This window comes from Actinomadura logoneensis (assembly GCF_003428695.1).
In the GTDB taxonomy this organism is placed as follows: Bacteria; Actinomycetota; Actinomycetes; order Streptosporangiales; family Streptosporangiaceae; genus Spirillospora; species Spirillospora logoneensis.
The window spans coordinates 1-13,308 of the sequence record NZ_QURH01000313.1; the positions used below are offsets into that span (position 1 = coordinate 1).

A 13,308-nucleotide genomic window follows, 5' to 3' on the forward strand; every position below is an offset into this window, starting at 1 on the left:
GGCCTGTGGGCGCTGCGCCCGGCCCTGCGCCGGCCCGGCTGGGCGGCGGCCGACCGCGCGCTGATCGGGGTCGCCGGGCTCTGCGGGCCCGACGCGGTCGGCGACGTCGAGATGGTCTACAGCCTGCAACCGGACCGCTGGGGCCTCGGCCTCGCCGCCGAGGCGGGCGCGGCGGTGCTGCGGCACGCCTTCACGGTCGCCGGGCTGCGCCGCGTCACCGCCGAGATCGACATGGCGAACTCGTCCTCCCTGGCGGTCGCGCAGCAGCTCGGGATGCGGCACCAGGGGATGGGGCCCGGCGGGACGGCCATCTACGCGATCGACCGCACCCAGTGGCTCGGAACGCGCAACGAAACGGCACGCAGACAACAGAATCCGTCGCCAGAGATGCTTTAGAGAGTCCGATACAGCAGTATTGGCCCATGTCTCCTGCGTCCGGCCCCACCCCCGCATCCGGCCCCGCCCGCACCCCTGATTCCGCCCCCGCTCCCGCCCCTCGTTCGGCGGAGTTCGGCAACGGCGCGGTCTCCCACTGGTACCGCGAGTGCGGGCTGCCGGCCCCCGGCGAGCGCCTGCCCGGCCCGCGCACCGCCGACGTCTGCCTGGTCGGCGCGGGCTACACCGGGCTCTGGACGGCGTACTACCTCAAGAAGGCGCAGCCCGACCTGCGGATCGTCGTGCTGGAGAAGGAGTTCGCCGGGTTCGGCGCGTCCGGCCGCAACGGCGGCTGGGTCGTGGGGGAGATCGCGGGCTCGCGGGAGCGGTACGCCCGTCGGCACGGACGCGAGGCGGCCGTCGCACTCCAGCGCGCCATGTTCGCCACCGTGGACGAGGTGCTGCGCGCGGCCCGGGACGAGGGCATCGACGCCGACCTGGTGAAGGGCGGCGTCCTCAACACCGCGCGGAACGCCGCCCAGGAGGCCCGGGTGCGTGCCGCGGTCGCGGAGAACCGGGAGTGGGGCTGGTCGCGGGACGACATGCTCCTGCTGTCCGGGCGGGAGGCGGACGAGCGCGTCGGGATCGCGGGCCAGCGGGCCGCGTCGTTCTCGCCGCACTGCGCCCGCGTCCAGCCCGCCCGGCTCGCGCGCGGCCTCGCCGCGACCGTCCGGGCGCTCGGCGTGGAGATCTTCGAGGACACGCCGGTGCTGCGGCTCGTCCCCCGCCGGGACGGCCGCCCGGCCGCCGCCGTCACCCCGTACGGGACGGTCACGGCCGACCACGTGATCCGCGCGACCGAGGGCTTCACCGCCCGGCTGGCCGGGCACCGCCGCGACTGGCTGCCGATGAACAGCTCCATGATCGTCACGACGCCGCTGCCGGACGCGGTGTGGGACGCGATCGGCTGGCGGCACGGCGAGGTGCTGGGCGACATGGCGCACTACTACATGTACGCCCAGCGCACGGCGGACGGCCGCATCGCGTTCGGCGGGCGCGGCAGGCCCTACCGCTACGGCTCCGGCGTGGACGACGCGGGCGTGACGCGGCCCGAGACCGTGGACCTGCTCTGGCGCATGCTGACCGACATGTTCCCCGCCGTCGCGGGGGAGGCGAGCGTCGACCACGCCTGGTCCGGCGTCCTCGGCGTCCCGCGCGACTGGTGCTCCACCGCGGTCGTCGACCACCGCACGGGCCTCGGGCATGCGGGCGGGTACACCGGGCACGGCGTCGCCGCGACCAACCTCGCCGGACGCACCCTGCGCGACCTGGTGCTCCGCCGCGACACCGAGCTGACCGCGCTGCCGTGGGTGGACTGGCGGGTCCGGCGCTGGGAGCCCGAGCCGCTGCGCTGGCTCGGCGTCCAGGCGATGTACGCGCTGTACCGGGCCGCCGACGCGCGGGAGGCGGTCGGCGGCTCGTCCCGCACGTCCGCCATCGCCCGCGTCGCGGACGCCATCACCGGCCACTGAACTGCTACTTTCGGCCGTCATGAGGACGAAGGGGACCCAGGGGTACGGCGCCGAAGCGGACGTGCTCGCCGTCCGGTACGAGTCGCTGACCAGCGACGAGGTGCTCGGCGACGTGCTGCACCTGATCCCGGGCAAACCCGGGCGCGTCCTCGACGTCGGCGCCGGGACGGGCAGGGACGCCGCCGCCCTGGCGCGGCGCGGCCACGCCGTGACGGCGGTCGAGCCGACGCCCGAACTGCGCGCCCACGGCCGCCGCCTGCACGAGGGCGCCGGGATCACGTGGCTGGACGACACGCTCCCCGACCTGTCCGCCGTGAAGGGGACGTTCGACCTGGTCCTGCTCGTCGCGGTGTGGATGCACCTGGACGAGGCCGAGCGCCCCCGCGCGATGCGCCGTCTCGCGGGGCTGCTCGCCCCCGAGGGCGTGATGCTGCTGACGCTGCGGCACGGCCCCACCCCGCCAGGACGGCACATGTTCGACGTCGCGGCGGACGAGACGGTCGCGCAGGCCGCCGAAGCCGGGCTGCGCGCCGTCCATCTGAGCACGTGGCGCGACCTGCTGGGCCGTCCCGGCGTCCGCTGGACGACCCTCGCCTTCACCCCGTCCGGCGACGTCTCCTAGTCGCCGGAGCGGCCGGCGTCGGCGTCCTCCCGGAAGCGGAGCGGAGTCCCTCGCGACAGGTCCCGGACGACTTGCGGGGTGGCCCTGGCCCCCAGCTCCTCTGCCGGGCGGTTTTCAGGGGATGAGGATGAGTTTGCCGTGGACGCCACCGGCGGCCAGGCGGGCGTGGGCCGCGGCGGCTTCGGTGAGGGGGAGCCGGTCGCCGACGGCCGTGCTGAGGACGCCCTCGGACGCCAGACGCGACAGTTCGCGGAGGCGGACGGTGTCGAACCGGGCGCCGATCACCCGCGGCTCGATGCCGCGCGCCTCGGTGAACGGGCCGCCCGGGATCCAGAACTCGGGCACGACGGTCACGTAGCGGCCTCCGTCCCGGACGGCGTCGAACGCGGCCTGGGCGCGTTCGCCGCCGACGGTGTCGAGCGCCGCGTCCACCGGGCCCCCGCCGTTCGCGACGACGGTGATGCCGCGGTGCTCGGCGAGCTGGACGGTCAGCGACCCGACCGCGCCGCGCGGGCCGTTGACCAGCAGCGTCGCCCCGGGGGCGAGGTCGAGGGCGGACAGGGCCTCGAACGCGGTCAGCCCGGCGAGGGGGAGCGCGGACGCGTGCTCGGCGTCCATGCCGTCCGGGGCGGGCGCGAGCAGTCGGGCGGGAAGCGTGACGTACTCGGCGTACGCCCCGATCTGGGTCTCCTTGTGGGCCGTGATGGCGATGACCTTCGTCCCGGACGGCCATTCGGGAGTTCCGGCCTCGACGGTTCCGGCCAGGTCGTATCCGGGGACGAGGGGCAGCCGCGGCTCGTCCGCCCAGGGGTAGCGGCCCTCGCGCATGCCGAGGTCGGCCGGGTTCACCGCCGCGGCGGTCACCTTGACGACGACCTCGTCGGGGCCGGGCTTCGCAACGGGCAGGCGGACGGGCTTCAGGTTCTCGGGCGGTCCGAAGGTCTCGACCGCCATGGCTGGCGTCTCCATGCGGACGACGTTAGGAGCGCCCGCGCGGGATGTCGTTAACCCAGGTTCATCGCCATCCGGGAACGGATCCGGCTCAGCGCCACGGGAGTCACGCCGACGAAGGACGCGATCTGCCGCTGCGTCAACCGTCCGCCGAGATGCGGATAGGCGTTGAGGAAGTCGCGGTACCGGGTCTCGGCGTCGTCCAGCAGCAGGGCGCGCTGGCGTTCCTCCTGCTGGAGGTAGAGGCGGTCGGTGAGCCTCGCCAGCGCCCGCCCCCAGGAGGGGTGACCCGCGCAGAGCCGGTCGAAGGCGGGCCGGGAGGCGACCAGCAGCGTCGAGTCCTCCAGCGCCTCGGCCGTCGCGTGCGCCGGGGAGCCGCGCAGCACCGCTCCGTACGCGCACACCAGCTCGTCCTCGGCGCGGAACCCGAGCGCCCGCTCGCGCCCGTCCGCCGCCGAGTACCAGAGGGCGAGCAGGCCGCGCGTCACGAAGGCGACCTTGTCGGCGGGCTCACCGGCCCGGAACAGCACTTCACCGCGCCGCAACGCCACGGGCCGGAACACCTGCCGCGTCCTCGGCAGCTCGTCGCGCGGGATGTCGGCCAGCCGGATCAGATACCGGTCAAGCGCCTCGTATCCGTCCATGGCCGTCCTTTCCGAAAACCGCCCCGATCCCCACCGATCCTAGGTGTCGGGCGGAGGCTCCGGCAGCCTGCGCAGGATCTCCTCGAGCACCGCCTGCCTGCGGAGCGACGCGCTCCAGAAGAACGCCGCCAGCCCGAGGAAGAACGTGGCGCCCGCCAGCACGGCCGCCACGACCCCGCCGACGAAGCCGGTGAGGTGGATGTTCGCGGTGGGCAGCGGGTGGATGCCCTCGCCCGACAGCGCCACGACCGGGTCGTGCTCGATCGAGGTGGCGACCAGCAGCGCCGACAGGGCCGCCAGGCAGGTGGTCACGGCCATCAGGACGCATCCGGTGGTGGTCCAGTCCCTGGGGGTCATAGGGCGATCGTGGACGCCGCGGGTCACGGGACGGTCGCTTCGGCCCGATCCGGCCGCGCCCATCCGAGGCGAGCCGAGGGAGCCGGAGATCGGCGCCGGGGCGTCTCGGGGGCGGCCGTCCGAACAATTCGTCAGGCCAGGCAACGCCGGGTGCATCCCTTTTGTGAGGTATGTCGTGCTGCCCTGTTCATAACTATGAAAGCGCGATTGTTTACCGGCCGGGACGTTGCCGCAGACCTCGTTCCTGGTAGACCTGTCCCCGGGGAAGGCTGTTCGCGGTGGACGACCGCATTGTGCGCCACCTCGAAAAGCAAGTCGGCGCACTTCGTTCGCCGGAAAAACGAACCGGCATGCGCGGATTCACGCGCCGATGACGCGGTTCGACAAATCACCAGAGCCTGACGGGTTGGTATGAGCACCGTAAAATCAACGCCGGTCGCCGTTCCGGCGGCACGGACGAGCAAGGGAAGACTGGTCGCGGACTGGCTGTCCACGACCGACCACAAGAAGATCGGCTACCTCTACCTGAGCACGTCCTTCTGCTTCTTCCTGTTCGGCGGCGCCCTGGCCATGCTCATCCGCGCCGAGCTGCTCGAACCCGGTCTGCAGATCGTCGGGAACGAGCAGTTCAACCAGGCGTTCACGATGCACGGCACGGTCATGCTGCTGATGTTCGCCACCCCGCTGTTCGCGGGCTTCGCGAACGTGATCATGCCGCTGCAGATCGGTGCGCCGGACGTCGCGTTCCCGCGCATGAACATGCTGGCGTACTGGCTGTTCCTGTTCGGCAGCCTGATCGCCGTGGTGGCCTTCCTGACGCCGAACGGCGCGGCGTCCTTCGGCTGGACCGCCTACACGCCCCTCTCGATCACGATGCGCTCGCCGGGGGTCGGGGGCGACATGTGGGTGATGGGACTGGCCATGTCGGGCTTCGGCACGATCATGGGCTCGGTCAACTTCATCACGACCATCCTGTGCATGCGCGCCCCGGGCATGACGATGTTCCGGATGCCGATCTTCACCTGGAACGTCCTGCTGACCTCGATCCTGGTCCTGCTGGCGTTCCCCGTCCTGGCCGCGGCGCTGCTGGCCCTGGAGGCCGACCGCAAGTTCGGCGCGCACGTCTACGACGGCGCGCACGGCGGTCCGCTGATGTGGCAGCACCTGTTCTGGTTCTTCGGCCATCCCGAGGTGTACATCATCGCCCTGCCGTTCTTCGGCATCGTGACCGAGATCCTGCCGGTGTTCAGCCGCAAACCCGTCTTCGGCTACATCGGCCTGGTCTTCGCGACCATCTCGATCGCGGGCCTGTCAGCGACGGTCTGGGCGCACCACATGTTCGTCACCGGGCGGGTGCTGCTGCCGTTCTTCTCGTTCATGACGTTCCTCATCGCCGTCCCGACGGGCGTGAAGTTCTTCAACTGGGTCGGAACGATCTGGCGGGGGCAGCTCACGTTCGAGTCACCGATGCTGTGGTCGCTGGGCTTCCTGGTCACCTTCCTGTTCGGCGGCCTGACCGGCGTCATCCTGGCGTCCCCTCCGATGGACTTCCAGCTCTCGGACTCCTACTTCGTGGTGGCGCACTTCCACTACACCGTCTTCGGCACCGTGGTCTTCGCGATGTTCGCGGGCTTCTACTTCTGGTGGCCGAAGTTCACCGGAAAGAAACTCAACGACACGCTCGGCAAGATCCACTTCTGGCTGCTGTTCATCGGCTTCCACGGCACGTTCCTGATCCAGCACTGGCTGGGCGCCGCCGGAATGCCGAGAAGGTACGCCGACTACCCCACGGAGTTCCAGGGGATGAACCTGACGTCGTCGCTGTTCTCCTTCCTGCTCGGGATCTCCATGATCCCCTTCCTGTTCAACGTCTACATCACCTACAGGCGCGGAGTGCGGGAGACCCTGGACGACCCCTGGGGCCACGGCTCGTCCCTGGAGTGGGCGACCTCGTGCCCGCCGCCGCGGCACAACTTCGCCGCGATTCCCAGGATCCGGTCCGAGCGTCCCGCCTTCGATCTGCACTACCCGCACGCGGGCGTCCCGGAGAAGCAGGTCGAGGCACCTTAGGACCCGGGCGGTCGCGGGCTCACCCGTCCTTCGGGGACGCGGGCCCGCTCGCTCGTCACTGTGGAGGCGAGGATGCGCAAGTTCCCGACGACCCTGTGGATATGTTCTCTCGTCCTGATCGTCCCCGAGGCGGCGTTCTCGATCTACGCGCGCAGCTGGCGGGGCGTGCTCGTCCTGCTCATCACGGTCGGTCTCGTCGTCCTGGTGCTGACACGGGTGCGGCCGGTGCTCCAGCACACACGGGGCGACCACCGGCTCGATGGCGAGGAGGCCGCGTTCGGCGGCGCCTCCTGGCAGGACGCGAGCCCCAAGAACTGGTCGCCCTTCCTGATGGCGGCGGCCGTCTCGGCACTGATCCTCATCGCCTTCCTGTGAGCCCCGCCGGCGGACGAACGGACACGCGCGGCGGGTACTCGGGAGCGTCGCGGGTATTGGGGCGGCCATGTTCTTCGAAGGGTTCACGCTCGACCGGATCGACACAGGAGAGGTAGGACTGCGCGTCCGGCACGGCGGTTCGGGTCCGCCGCTGCTGCTGTTGCACGGCCATCCCCGGACGCACGCGACCTGGCACGAGGTCGCGCCCCGCCTGGCCGAGCGGCACACCGTTGTGTGCCCCGACCTGCGGGGGTACGGAGAGTCGTCCAAGCCGGAGACCGACGCCGAGCACTCGCCCTACGCGAAACGCGCGATGGCCCGCGACCTCGTCGCACTCATGCGCGCGCTCGGGCACGAACGGTTCGCGGTCGCCGGACACGATCGGGGAGCCCTCGCGGCGTTCCGGACCGCGATGGACCACCCGGAGAAGGTCACCGCACTCGTGGTGATGGACGGCCTGCCCGTCGTGGAGCACCTGGAACGCTGCGACGCCCGGTTCGCCGCCGCCTGGTGGCACTGGTTCTTCTTCGGCCAGAGCGACAAGCCCGCCGAGCGGGTCATCAACGCCGACCCCGACGCGTGGTACACGGTGACGAGCGAGCACATGGCCCCGGAGGCGTGGGCCGACCTGCAGAACGCGCTGCACGACCCGGCGACCGTCCACGGGATGCTGGAGGACTACCGGGCCGGTCTCGGCATCGACCGGCGGCACGACGAGGCCGACCGCGCGGCGGGACGGCGCGTCCGCTGCCCGACGCTCGTCCTGTGGTCGTCGAAGGACGATCTGGAGGAGCTGTACGGCGACCCCCGGGAGATCTGGCGCTCCTGGGCCCCTGACCTGCGCGGACACCCGATCGACTCCGGCCACCACATGGCCGAGGAGGCCCCGGCGGAACTCGCGGACGCGATCGCGACCTTCCTCGCCCGGCTCTGACCCGTTCCCGCGCTCACCGTTCCGCCGCGAGCGGCACGTCCGCCCACACGATGGTGCGGGGGCCGTCGGCCCGGTGTCCCCAGGCGGCGGTGAGCGCCTGGACGATGTGGAGGCCCCGGCCCGACTCGCCCTCGGGGGCGGGACGCAGCCGGGGCCGCTTCCCGTCCGCGCCGTCGTCGGTCACCTCGACGCGGACGAGGTCGGCGCCGCGCAGCAGCGCGATCGTCAGCTTGCCGCCCCGCCCGGACGCGGTGTGCCGGATGGCGTTGCCGGCGAACTCGTCCACGATGAGGGTGAGGTCGTCCAGGACGTCGCCGCCGTCCAGCACGTGCGCGGGCACGAGCGTGTCGCGGATGAAGGCCCGCGCGTACCGCACCGAACGCGGATGCCCCGGCAGCGTCAGGGACGCGAGGACGGTCATGCGCGCACTCACTCCGAAGCCTCCGTCGCGATGCGGCGGGCGGCCTGGGCGAGGTGGCTCTCGGTGAGCATCCGCCCGCGCCACACCAGCCGCCAGGCTCCGTCCCGCGCGACGGCGAGAACCGGCTCGCTGTGCCCGTTCCGGCACGGCACGAAAAGCACGGGCTCGGCGTAGTGGGGCAGAACGAGCGTGGTGGACGCGGGCACCGCCCGCAGCTCCCACGCCAGCCGCACCAGCAGCCGAAAGCGGTCTTCACTCGGCATCCTCATCGACCCTCCGTTCCCTGTCCCCGCAAGGTTCGTCGCCGAGAGTGATCGCATCAATGCTCTCTGGTCAAGTTCGAGACATTCGGGTGCGATACGTCGCATAGTTGATGGCTCGAAGAACGAATACTTCTAACTTTCACGGAGTCGATTGACGCGCGTACGCAGAGTGACAAGGTGGTGCTCATGCCCCCTGCGGACCACCAGTCATACCGCCGCCGCAAGATCGGCCTCGCGCTGCGGCAATTCCGGGAGGCGCTCGGCTGGACTCAGGAAGCCGCAGCGCGTCGGCTCGATCGGTCCCAGGCGTCCCTTAGTGCCTATGAGAACGGCCACCGTGCCATCCGGCCACGCGACCTGGAACAGATTCTGGACCGTTACGGTGTTCGCGATGTCCGGCAAAGGCAGCAGCTCATGGACCTTGCAGCTCAAGGTCGCAGGGATGGTTGGTGGCACAGCTTCGAGGAGCGGCAAGACCCTACAGTGGTGGATTTCGCCTCGCTTGAGGCCGACTCATCACGCATTCGCTCGTGGGAGTTGCACCTGGTGCCGGGGCTCTTGCAGACAGAAGGCTACGCGCGCGTCCTTCTCGGCTCCTACGACGGCGTGCTCGACGCACCTCAGGACGTGGAGTCCTCGCTTCAGTTCAGACTCAACCGCCAGCAGGTCCTTAGGGGTGAAGACCCGCCCCGTGTGGAATGGGTCATCGGTGAAGCGGCGCTGCGCCTTCAGGTCGGGGGGCCGGAAGTGATGCGCGCGCAACTTGATGCGCTGCGGGAGGCGTCGCAGTTGCGCCATGTCGACCTCAGGGTGCTTCCCTTCGCGGTGGGCGGCCATCCGGGTGTGGACGGACCGTTTTCCATCATCGACGTCGTCCCAGATGAGTCGATGCAGGTTGTTGCGGTGCACAGCCTCAGCCGGAGCTGGTACATCGACGATCCCGTTAATGTCGGAACCTACGTTCGATCCTTCGAGAAGCTCCAGTCACTCGCACTGACACGATCAGGCTCCCGTGAGCGCATCGAGCAGATAGCGTCGGAGCTATGAGCGAGTTCCCTGACTTTGTGCTCCGGTGGCGCAAGAGCAGTCATAGTGGTGTCGATAAGACCGACTGTGTCGAAGTGGCGGCGCTGCGTGGGGCGCGGGCGGTGGCCGCGCGGGATTCGAAGGATCCGGGTGGGCCGGTGCTGGCGTTCGGGGTGGGGACGTGGAGCGCGTTCCTGGGGTGTGTGAAGGACGGCTTGTTCGATCTCTGAGGAGGGCTCGTGACCGACTCTGCCGCGAACCCCGCCGGGCCGCGCGAGGTTCTGGCGCGGTACCAGCGGGCGTCGATCGACAAGGCGCTCGACGACATGCTCGACCTGTACGCGGAAGACGCCCTGCACGAGTTCCCCTTCTCCCGTCCGGACATACCGTCGCGGCTGCGGGGTCGGGGAGAGATCCGTGCCTTCCTGGAAGCGAACTGGCGGGACAGCCCGTTGCGGTACGAGTCCTACGACGACGTGGTGATCCGAGAGACCACCGATCCCGACGTCATCGTGGTGGAGCAGTCCGCCGTCGGGACGTCGAGCGCGACCGGTCGCGCGTTCGCCCTTCCCAACATCGTCGTGATGACCGTCCGCGACGGACGGATCGTCCACTACAAGGACTACGTGAACATCCTGGCGGCGAGCGAGGCCCTGGGCATGCCACTGGCGCCTTAGATCCGTCCGGACGCCGTTCTTCAGTTCCCCGTCCAGCTCGGAGCCCAGCTCGCGGCGGGTCAGCCTCTCGCGCGCGGTGGCGTCGGACGTGGTGAGCAGCACCCGGACGATCCGCACGTCCTCACCCATGGCGCGTTCGAACGTGCCGGTCGTTCCCGGCAGGGCGCTCGCGGTGTTCGTGTAGACCAGGCGCCGGTATCCGCGCCGCGCGAAGTTCGCCCAGACGGCGGTCAGGTTGGCCTCGGTGACGGCCGAACGGTCGGGATCGCCTTCCGGGGCCGGGGGCACCTGGCCCATGAAGTCGCCGTCGATGATCGCGTGCGCGACGGCCGCCGCGCGGAGCAGCGCCGAGACCTCCCAGCCGACCGTGGTCTTGCCGACGTCGTTCTGGATCCGCCGCTCTACCCGGCCTTCGATCCCGAGACCCTGCACATCCGGCCCCACCGCGTCATCACCTGGAACCTGGAGCCGATCACCGATCCGTCTGCCGGAGCCGGTTCCCATCTCCAGGGCTACAGGTCTCGCGACGTGCCCCGAAGGGGAGCTGACTGAACGGGAGGCCGAACGTCCCGGTACGCCCTGCCCGAAGGCGGTGCCTCAGAGGTCGATGTCCCGGCGGAAGCTCTTCTCGATCCACGCATGTGTCGGGTCCTGCTGGGCGGGGAGGGGCGGAGGCAGGGGCGGTCCCGGACGGGCGCGGTCCTGGTCGCCGGCCTCCCTGCTACGGCGGCGGTGCGCGTCGGCCTCGGCGCGGCGGCGGCGCGCGGCATCCTCCGACCGGTCGTGGGCTTCGGTCAGGCGGCCGTCGTCGAACACCAGCTCCCGGACCTCCTCGTACTTCCAGGCGCTCTGGAATCCCATGTGGACGTACCACTCGCTGAGGAGCTCGCGGCCGAGCACCAGCCGCCCGGTGAACCGCATCGGCTCCCGAAGGCCCTGGTAGCGAGGGCCGCGAGCACCCTCCCGGTGGACGGGGGCGAGGCCGAACACCGTCGGCGGCTCGCCCTCGACCCGCATCTCCAGCCCCGTGAGGACGAGTTCGCCGCCCAGCACGGTGTACTCGCACACGTGGCCGCGCCAGCACGCGGTCGACATGGGGACGGGCCGCAGCCCCAGGGCGGACGGCGAGAACAGGCCCTCGCCGTCCTGGCCCGCCAGCGCGTACGAGCGATCCTCGTAAATCACCGCATCAGGTATCTGGCCCGTCATGCGCCAACCGTAACCGGGCGGGGCTCAGATCCTCGGGACGGCGGCGGACGGGTCGTGTCCGGCGAAGGCCATCCCGATCACGAAGCCCGCCACCTCCTCCAGTTGCCGCGCCCGGTCGAGGCCGCCGAGGGCGACCGGGACTCCGCCCAGATCACGGGCCAGTTCACCTACGGTCTTGAGCGCGCCCGGGTCGTCCCCGCACATGACGACGACCGGCTCCCGCTCCTGCGACGCGTCCGCCGAGTCCGCCGAGGAAGTGTCGCCGGTGGTGGGCGCGGACGGGGCGGGCGAGTCGGACGGGAGAGCCCACTGGGTGAACGGGAACGTGTGGAACGCCTTCACCACGTGCGCGCCGGGCGCGGCGTTCGCGATCCGTCCGGCCATCGACTCGCCCGGCGCGATGACCAGGCGTCCGATCCCGTGTTCGACGGCGTTCGTCGCGTCGATGAGCACCGTCCCGGACGGGACGTCCGCCTGCGCGACCATGGACTCGGCCGCGTCCCAGGAGACTGCGACGAGGACGGCGTCCCGTCCGGCGGCGATCGCCTCCGGTGCCACCGCCTCCGCGCCGATCTCGTCCGCCAATGCCCGCGCCTTCTCGGCCGACCGGCCCGCGATGGCGACCTCGTGCCCCGCGCGCACCCAGCGCGCCCCGAGCGTCCTCGCCATGTGGCCCGTCCCGATGATGCCGATTCGCATTTCTCTGCCTTCCGTCGCTGTTCGGAGCGGCCAATCTAGGCAGCGCGAAACGCACCATCCGGTACGTTTCGGATCGGGGATCATGGGCGGGTGAGCGCTGACCTGACCGCCGACCCGACCGCTGATCTGACCGGGGACGAGCCGGACGACCACGCCGGCGAGCTGATCGTCGACTGCCGCCTGCGGACGGGCCTCGAACTGCTCGCCCACACCTGGGACCCGCTCGTCATCGTCGCGCTGCGCGGCGAGCCGCTGCGGCGCCGCGCGGTCCGGGACGCGCTCGGCGGCGTCAGCGACAAGGTCCTGACCGAGGCGCTGCACCGGCTGCTCGCCAACGGCCTGGTCAGCCGCCGATCCTTCGCCGAGGCCCCGCCGCGCGTCGAGTACGCCCTCACCCCGCTCGGCCGCAGCCTCCTGGACGGCCCGCTGCTCGCCCTCGGACGCTGGCTCGACGGACACGCCGACGAGATCCTCGCAGCTCAGGAGCGTGCCGAGGCAGGATGACCGGGGCGGACCGATGAGTTTCCGCCCGCCGGGCGGTCATCTCCCGGACGACCCCGAGGAGGAGCCATGCTGCCCGAACCCGTCGAGGCCACCGACCTCAACATCTACGGCGACGCGAAGCTGCCCTGGAGCCGCGTGGCGGACGCCGTCGCCGAAGGACTCCCGCGCATGGAGAGCGCCGTGTTCCTCGGGACGGTGGGCCCGGACGGCCGTCCGCACGCGGCGGGCATGGGAGCCGCCGAGTCCGAGGGCCACCTGTACTTCACCAGCGGTCCGGGGACGCGCAAGTCGCGGCGCCTGGCGGCCAACCCGGCCTGCACGGTCTCCGCGCGGCTGCCCGGCGTCGACCTCGTCCTGGAGGGGGAGGCCGAGCGGACCACCGACCGCGCGGAGATCGCCCGCGTCGCCGCCGTCTACGCCGCCGGAGGCTGGCCCGCCGAGCCGACCCCCGACGGCGACGCGATCACCGCGCCCTACAGCGCCCAGAGCGCCGGACCGGGCCCGTGGCACCTCTACCGCTTCACCGCGCGGGCGGCCGTCGGCGTCGCCCTCGCCGAGCCGTTCGGCGCGACCCGCTGGCGCTTCGCCTGACCGCCAGGGGCGGCATCCGCGCCGACGAGCCGGGAGCGACTCGCGCGGGCCGGGAGCG

General features: G+C 71.3%; 18 protein-coding genes. 11 read left to right on the top strand and 7 right to left on the bottom strand.

What is annotated here, in order from left to right; genetic code table 11:
* The 3 genes from DZF91_RS19315 to DZF91_RS19325 all read left to right on the top strand — a co-directional run.
* Positions 1-396, top strand: a 396-nt coding sequence (locus DZF91_RS19315) for a GNAT family N-acetyltransferase (protein ID WP_147341220.1), incomplete at its 5' end; no start/stop codon positions are given.
* A gap of 26 nt (positions 397-422) precedes the next feature.
* Positions 423-1,907 (top strand): FAD-dependent oxidoreductase, encoded by a 1,485-nt coding sequence (locus DZF91_RS19320; protein WP_117358857.1) that lies wholly within the window; start codon positions 423-425, stop codon positions 1,905-1,907.
* 19 nt (positions 1,908-1,926) lie between these two features.
* A complete protein-coding gene (locus DZF91_RS19325; protein ID WP_117358858.1) occupies positions 1,927-2,529 on the top strand; it encodes a class I SAM-dependent methyltransferase in 603 nt (200 codons plus the stop codon).
* 114 nt (positions 2,530-2,643) lie between these two features.
* Here the strand turns inward: DZF91_RS19325 and DZF91_RS19330 are convergent, their stop codons facing one another.
* Genes DZF91_RS19330 through DZF91_RS19340 form a run of 3 tightly spaced genes read right to left on the bottom strand, consistent with a single transcriptional unit; the run spans position 2,644 to position 4,481 of the window.
* Positions 2,644-3,498, bottom strand: coding sequence for an NADP-dependent oxidoreductase (locus DZF91_RS19330; protein ID WP_117358859.1), 855 nt, complete (start codon positions 3,496-3,498; stop codon positions 2,644-2,646).
* A gap of 35 nt (positions 3,499-3,533) precedes the next feature.
* Positions 3,534-4,124: a Crp/Fnr family transcriptional regulator gene (locus DZF91_RS19335; protein ID WP_117358860.1), complete on the bottom strand. Its 591-nt coding sequence runs from the start codon at positions 4,122-4,124 to the stop codon at positions 3,534-3,536.
* Between the two features lie 39 nt (positions 4,125-4,163).
* Positions 4,164-4,481 carry a hypothetical protein gene (locus DZF91_RS19340; protein WP_117358861.1) on the bottom strand — a complete coding sequence of 106 codons (318 nt, stop codon included), beginning with the start codon at positions 4,479-4,481 and terminating at the stop codon, positions 4,164-4,166.
* 411 nt (positions 4,482-4,892) lie between these two features.
* Between DZF91_RS19340 and ctaD the strand changes: the two genes are divergently transcribed.
* From ctaD to DZF91_RS19355, 3 genes are all read left to right on the top strand, one after another.
* The gene (gene ctaD / locus DZF91_RS19345; RefSeq protein ID WP_117358862.1) at positions 4,893-6,551 is read left to right on the top strand and encodes an aa3-type cytochrome oxidase subunit I; all 1,659 of its coding nucleotides are present in this window, start codon (positions 4,893-4,895) and stop codon (positions 6,549-6,551) included.
* A 72-nt stretch (positions 6,552-6,623) separates the two neighbouring features.
* Positions 6,624-6,926 carry a hypothetical protein gene (locus tag DZF91_RS19350; RefSeq protein ID WP_117358863.1) on the top strand — a complete coding sequence of 101 codons (303 nt, stop codon included), beginning with the start codon at positions 6,624-6,626 and terminating at the stop codon, positions 6,924-6,926.
* A 67-nt stretch (positions 6,927-6,993) separates the two neighbouring features.
* A complete protein-coding gene (locus DZF91_RS19355) occupies positions 6,994-7,860 on the top strand; it encodes an alpha/beta fold hydrolase (protein WP_117358864.1) in 867 nt (288 codons plus the stop codon).
* Positions 7,861-7,873: 13 nt separating this feature from the next.
* On the opposite strand, the gene DZF91_RS19360 is transcribed toward DZF91_RS19355, so the two are convergent.
* Both DZF91_RS19360 and DZF91_RS19365 read right to left on the bottom strand, forming a co-directional pair.
* Positions 7,874-8,293 carry an ATP-binding protein gene (locus DZF91_RS19360; protein WP_147341221.1) on the bottom strand — a complete coding sequence of 140 codons (420 nt, stop codon included), beginning with the start codon at positions 8,291-8,293 and terminating at the stop codon, positions 7,874-7,876.
* Positions 8,290-8,544, bottom strand: a complete 255-nt coding sequence (locus DZF91_RS19365; RefSeq protein ID WP_158587983.1) for a hypothetical protein — start codon at positions 8,542-8,544, stop codon at positions 8,290-8,292. The genes DZF91_RS19360 and DZF91_RS19365 overlap by 4 nt, the downstream gene beginning before the upstream one ends.
* Before the next feature lie 186 nt (positions 8,545-8,730).
* Between DZF91_RS19365 and DZF91_RS19370 the strand changes: the two genes are divergently transcribed.
* The 3 genes from DZF91_RS19370 to DZF91_RS19380 are packed head-to-tail and all read left to right on the top strand — an operon-like array spanning position 8,731 to position 10,247.
* Positions 8,731-9,591 carry a helix-turn-helix domain-containing protein gene (locus DZF91_RS19370; RefSeq protein ID WP_147341222.1) on the top strand — a complete coding sequence of 287 codons (861 nt, stop codon included), beginning with the start codon at positions 8,731-8,733 and terminating at the stop codon, positions 9,589-9,591.
* A complete protein-coding gene (locus DZF91_RS19375; protein WP_117358868.1) occupies positions 9,588-9,800 on the top strand; it encodes a DUF397 domain-containing protein in 213 nt (70 codons plus the stop codon). Before DZF91_RS19370 ends, DZF91_RS19375 begins: the two co-directional genes overlap by 4 nt.
* A 9-nt stretch (positions 9,801-9,809) precedes the next feature.
* Complete coding sequence (locus DZF91_RS19380) at positions 9,810-10,247, top strand: nuclear transport factor 2 family protein (protein ID WP_199486737.1); 438 nt, start codon at positions 9,810-9,812, stop codon at positions 10,245-10,247.
* 597 nt (positions 10,248-10,844) lie between these two features.
* Here DZF91_RS19380 and DZF91_RS19390 read toward each other — a convergent pair.
* Both DZF91_RS19390 and DZF91_RS19395 read right to left on the bottom strand, forming a co-directional pair.
* Positions 10,845-11,432 carry a hypothetical protein gene (locus DZF91_RS19390; protein ID WP_147341223.1) on the bottom strand — a complete coding sequence of 196 codons (588 nt, stop codon included), beginning with the start codon at positions 11,430-11,432 and terminating at the stop codon, positions 10,845-10,847.
* 48 nt (positions 11,433-11,480) lie between these two features.
* Positions 11,481-12,155, bottom strand: a complete 675-nt coding sequence (locus tag DZF91_RS19395; RefSeq protein ID WP_117358870.1) for an NADPH-dependent F420 reductase — start codon at positions 12,153-12,155, stop codon at positions 11,481-11,483.
* Between the two features lie 90 nt (positions 12,156-12,245).
* Between DZF91_RS19395 and DZF91_RS19400 the strand changes: the two genes are divergently transcribed.
* Both DZF91_RS19400 and DZF91_RS19405 read left to right on the top strand, forming a co-directional pair.
* Positions 12,246-12,659, top strand: a complete 414-nt coding sequence (locus tag DZF91_RS19400) for a winged helix-turn-helix transcriptional regulator (protein WP_235834418.1) — start codon at positions 12,246-12,248, stop codon at positions 12,657-12,659.
* 66 nt (positions 12,660-12,725) lie between these two features.
* Positions 12,726-13,250, top strand: coding sequence for a pyridoxamine 5'-phosphate oxidase family protein (locus DZF91_RS19405; protein WP_117358871.1), 525 nt, complete (start codon positions 12,726-12,728; stop codon positions 13,248-13,250).
* Positions 13,251-13,308: the final 58 nt, after the last annotated feature.

Bases quoted from the DNA above. Each gene is read 5' to 3' on its own strand.
- DZF91_RS19325 (WP_117358858.1), top strand. From the start codon at position 1,927: ATGAGGACGAAGGGGACCCAGGGGTACGGCGCCGAAGCGGACGTGCTC.
- DZF91_RS19405 (WP_117358871.1), top strand. From the start codon at position 12,726: ATGCTGCCCGAACCCGTCGAGGCCACCGACCTCAACATCTACGGCGAC.
- DZF91_RS19320 (WP_117358857.1), top strand. From the start codon at position 423: ATGTCTCCTGCGTCCGGCCCCACCCCCGCATCCGGCCCCGCCCGCACC.
- DZF91_RS19375 (WP_117358868.1), top strand. From the start codon at position 9,588: ATGAGCGAGTTCCCTGACTTTGTGCTCCGGTGGCGCAAGAGCAGTCAT.
- DZF91_RS19370 (WP_147341222.1), top strand. From the start codon at position 8,731: ATGCCCCCTGCGGACCACCAGTCATACCGCCGCCGCAAGATCGGCCTC.
- DZF91_RS19350 (WP_117358863.1), top strand. From the start codon at position 6,624: ATGCGCAAGTTCCCGACGACCCTGTGGATATGTTCTCTCGTCCTGATC.
- ctaD (WP_117358862.1), top strand. From the start codon at position 4,893: ATGAGCACCGTAAAATCAACGCCGGTCGCCGTTCCGGCGGCACGGACG.
- DZF91_RS19340 (WP_117358861.1), bottom strand. From the start codon at position 4,481: ATGACCCCCAGGGACTGGACCACCACCGGATGCGTCCTGATGGCCGTG.
- DZF91_RS19330 (WP_117358859.1), bottom strand. From the start codon at position 3,498: ATGGAGACGCCAGCCATGGCGGTCGAGACCTTCGGACCGCCCGAGAAC.
- DZF91_RS19335 (WP_117358860.1), bottom strand. From the start codon at position 4,124: ATGGACGGATACGAGGCGCTTGACCGGTATCTGATCCGGCTGGCCGAC.
- DZF91_RS19365 (WP_158587983.1), bottom strand. From the start codon at position 8,544: ATGCCGAGTGAAGACCGCTTTCGGCTGCTGGTGCGGCTGGCGTGGGAG.
- DZF91_RS19355 (WP_117358864.1), top strand. From the start codon at position 6,994: ATGTTCTTCGAAGGGTTCACGCTCGACCGGATCGACACAGGAGAGGTA.
- DZF91_RS19395 (WP_117358870.1), bottom strand. From the start codon at position 12,155: ATGCGAATCGGCATCATCGGGACGGGCCACATGGCGAGGACGCTCGGG.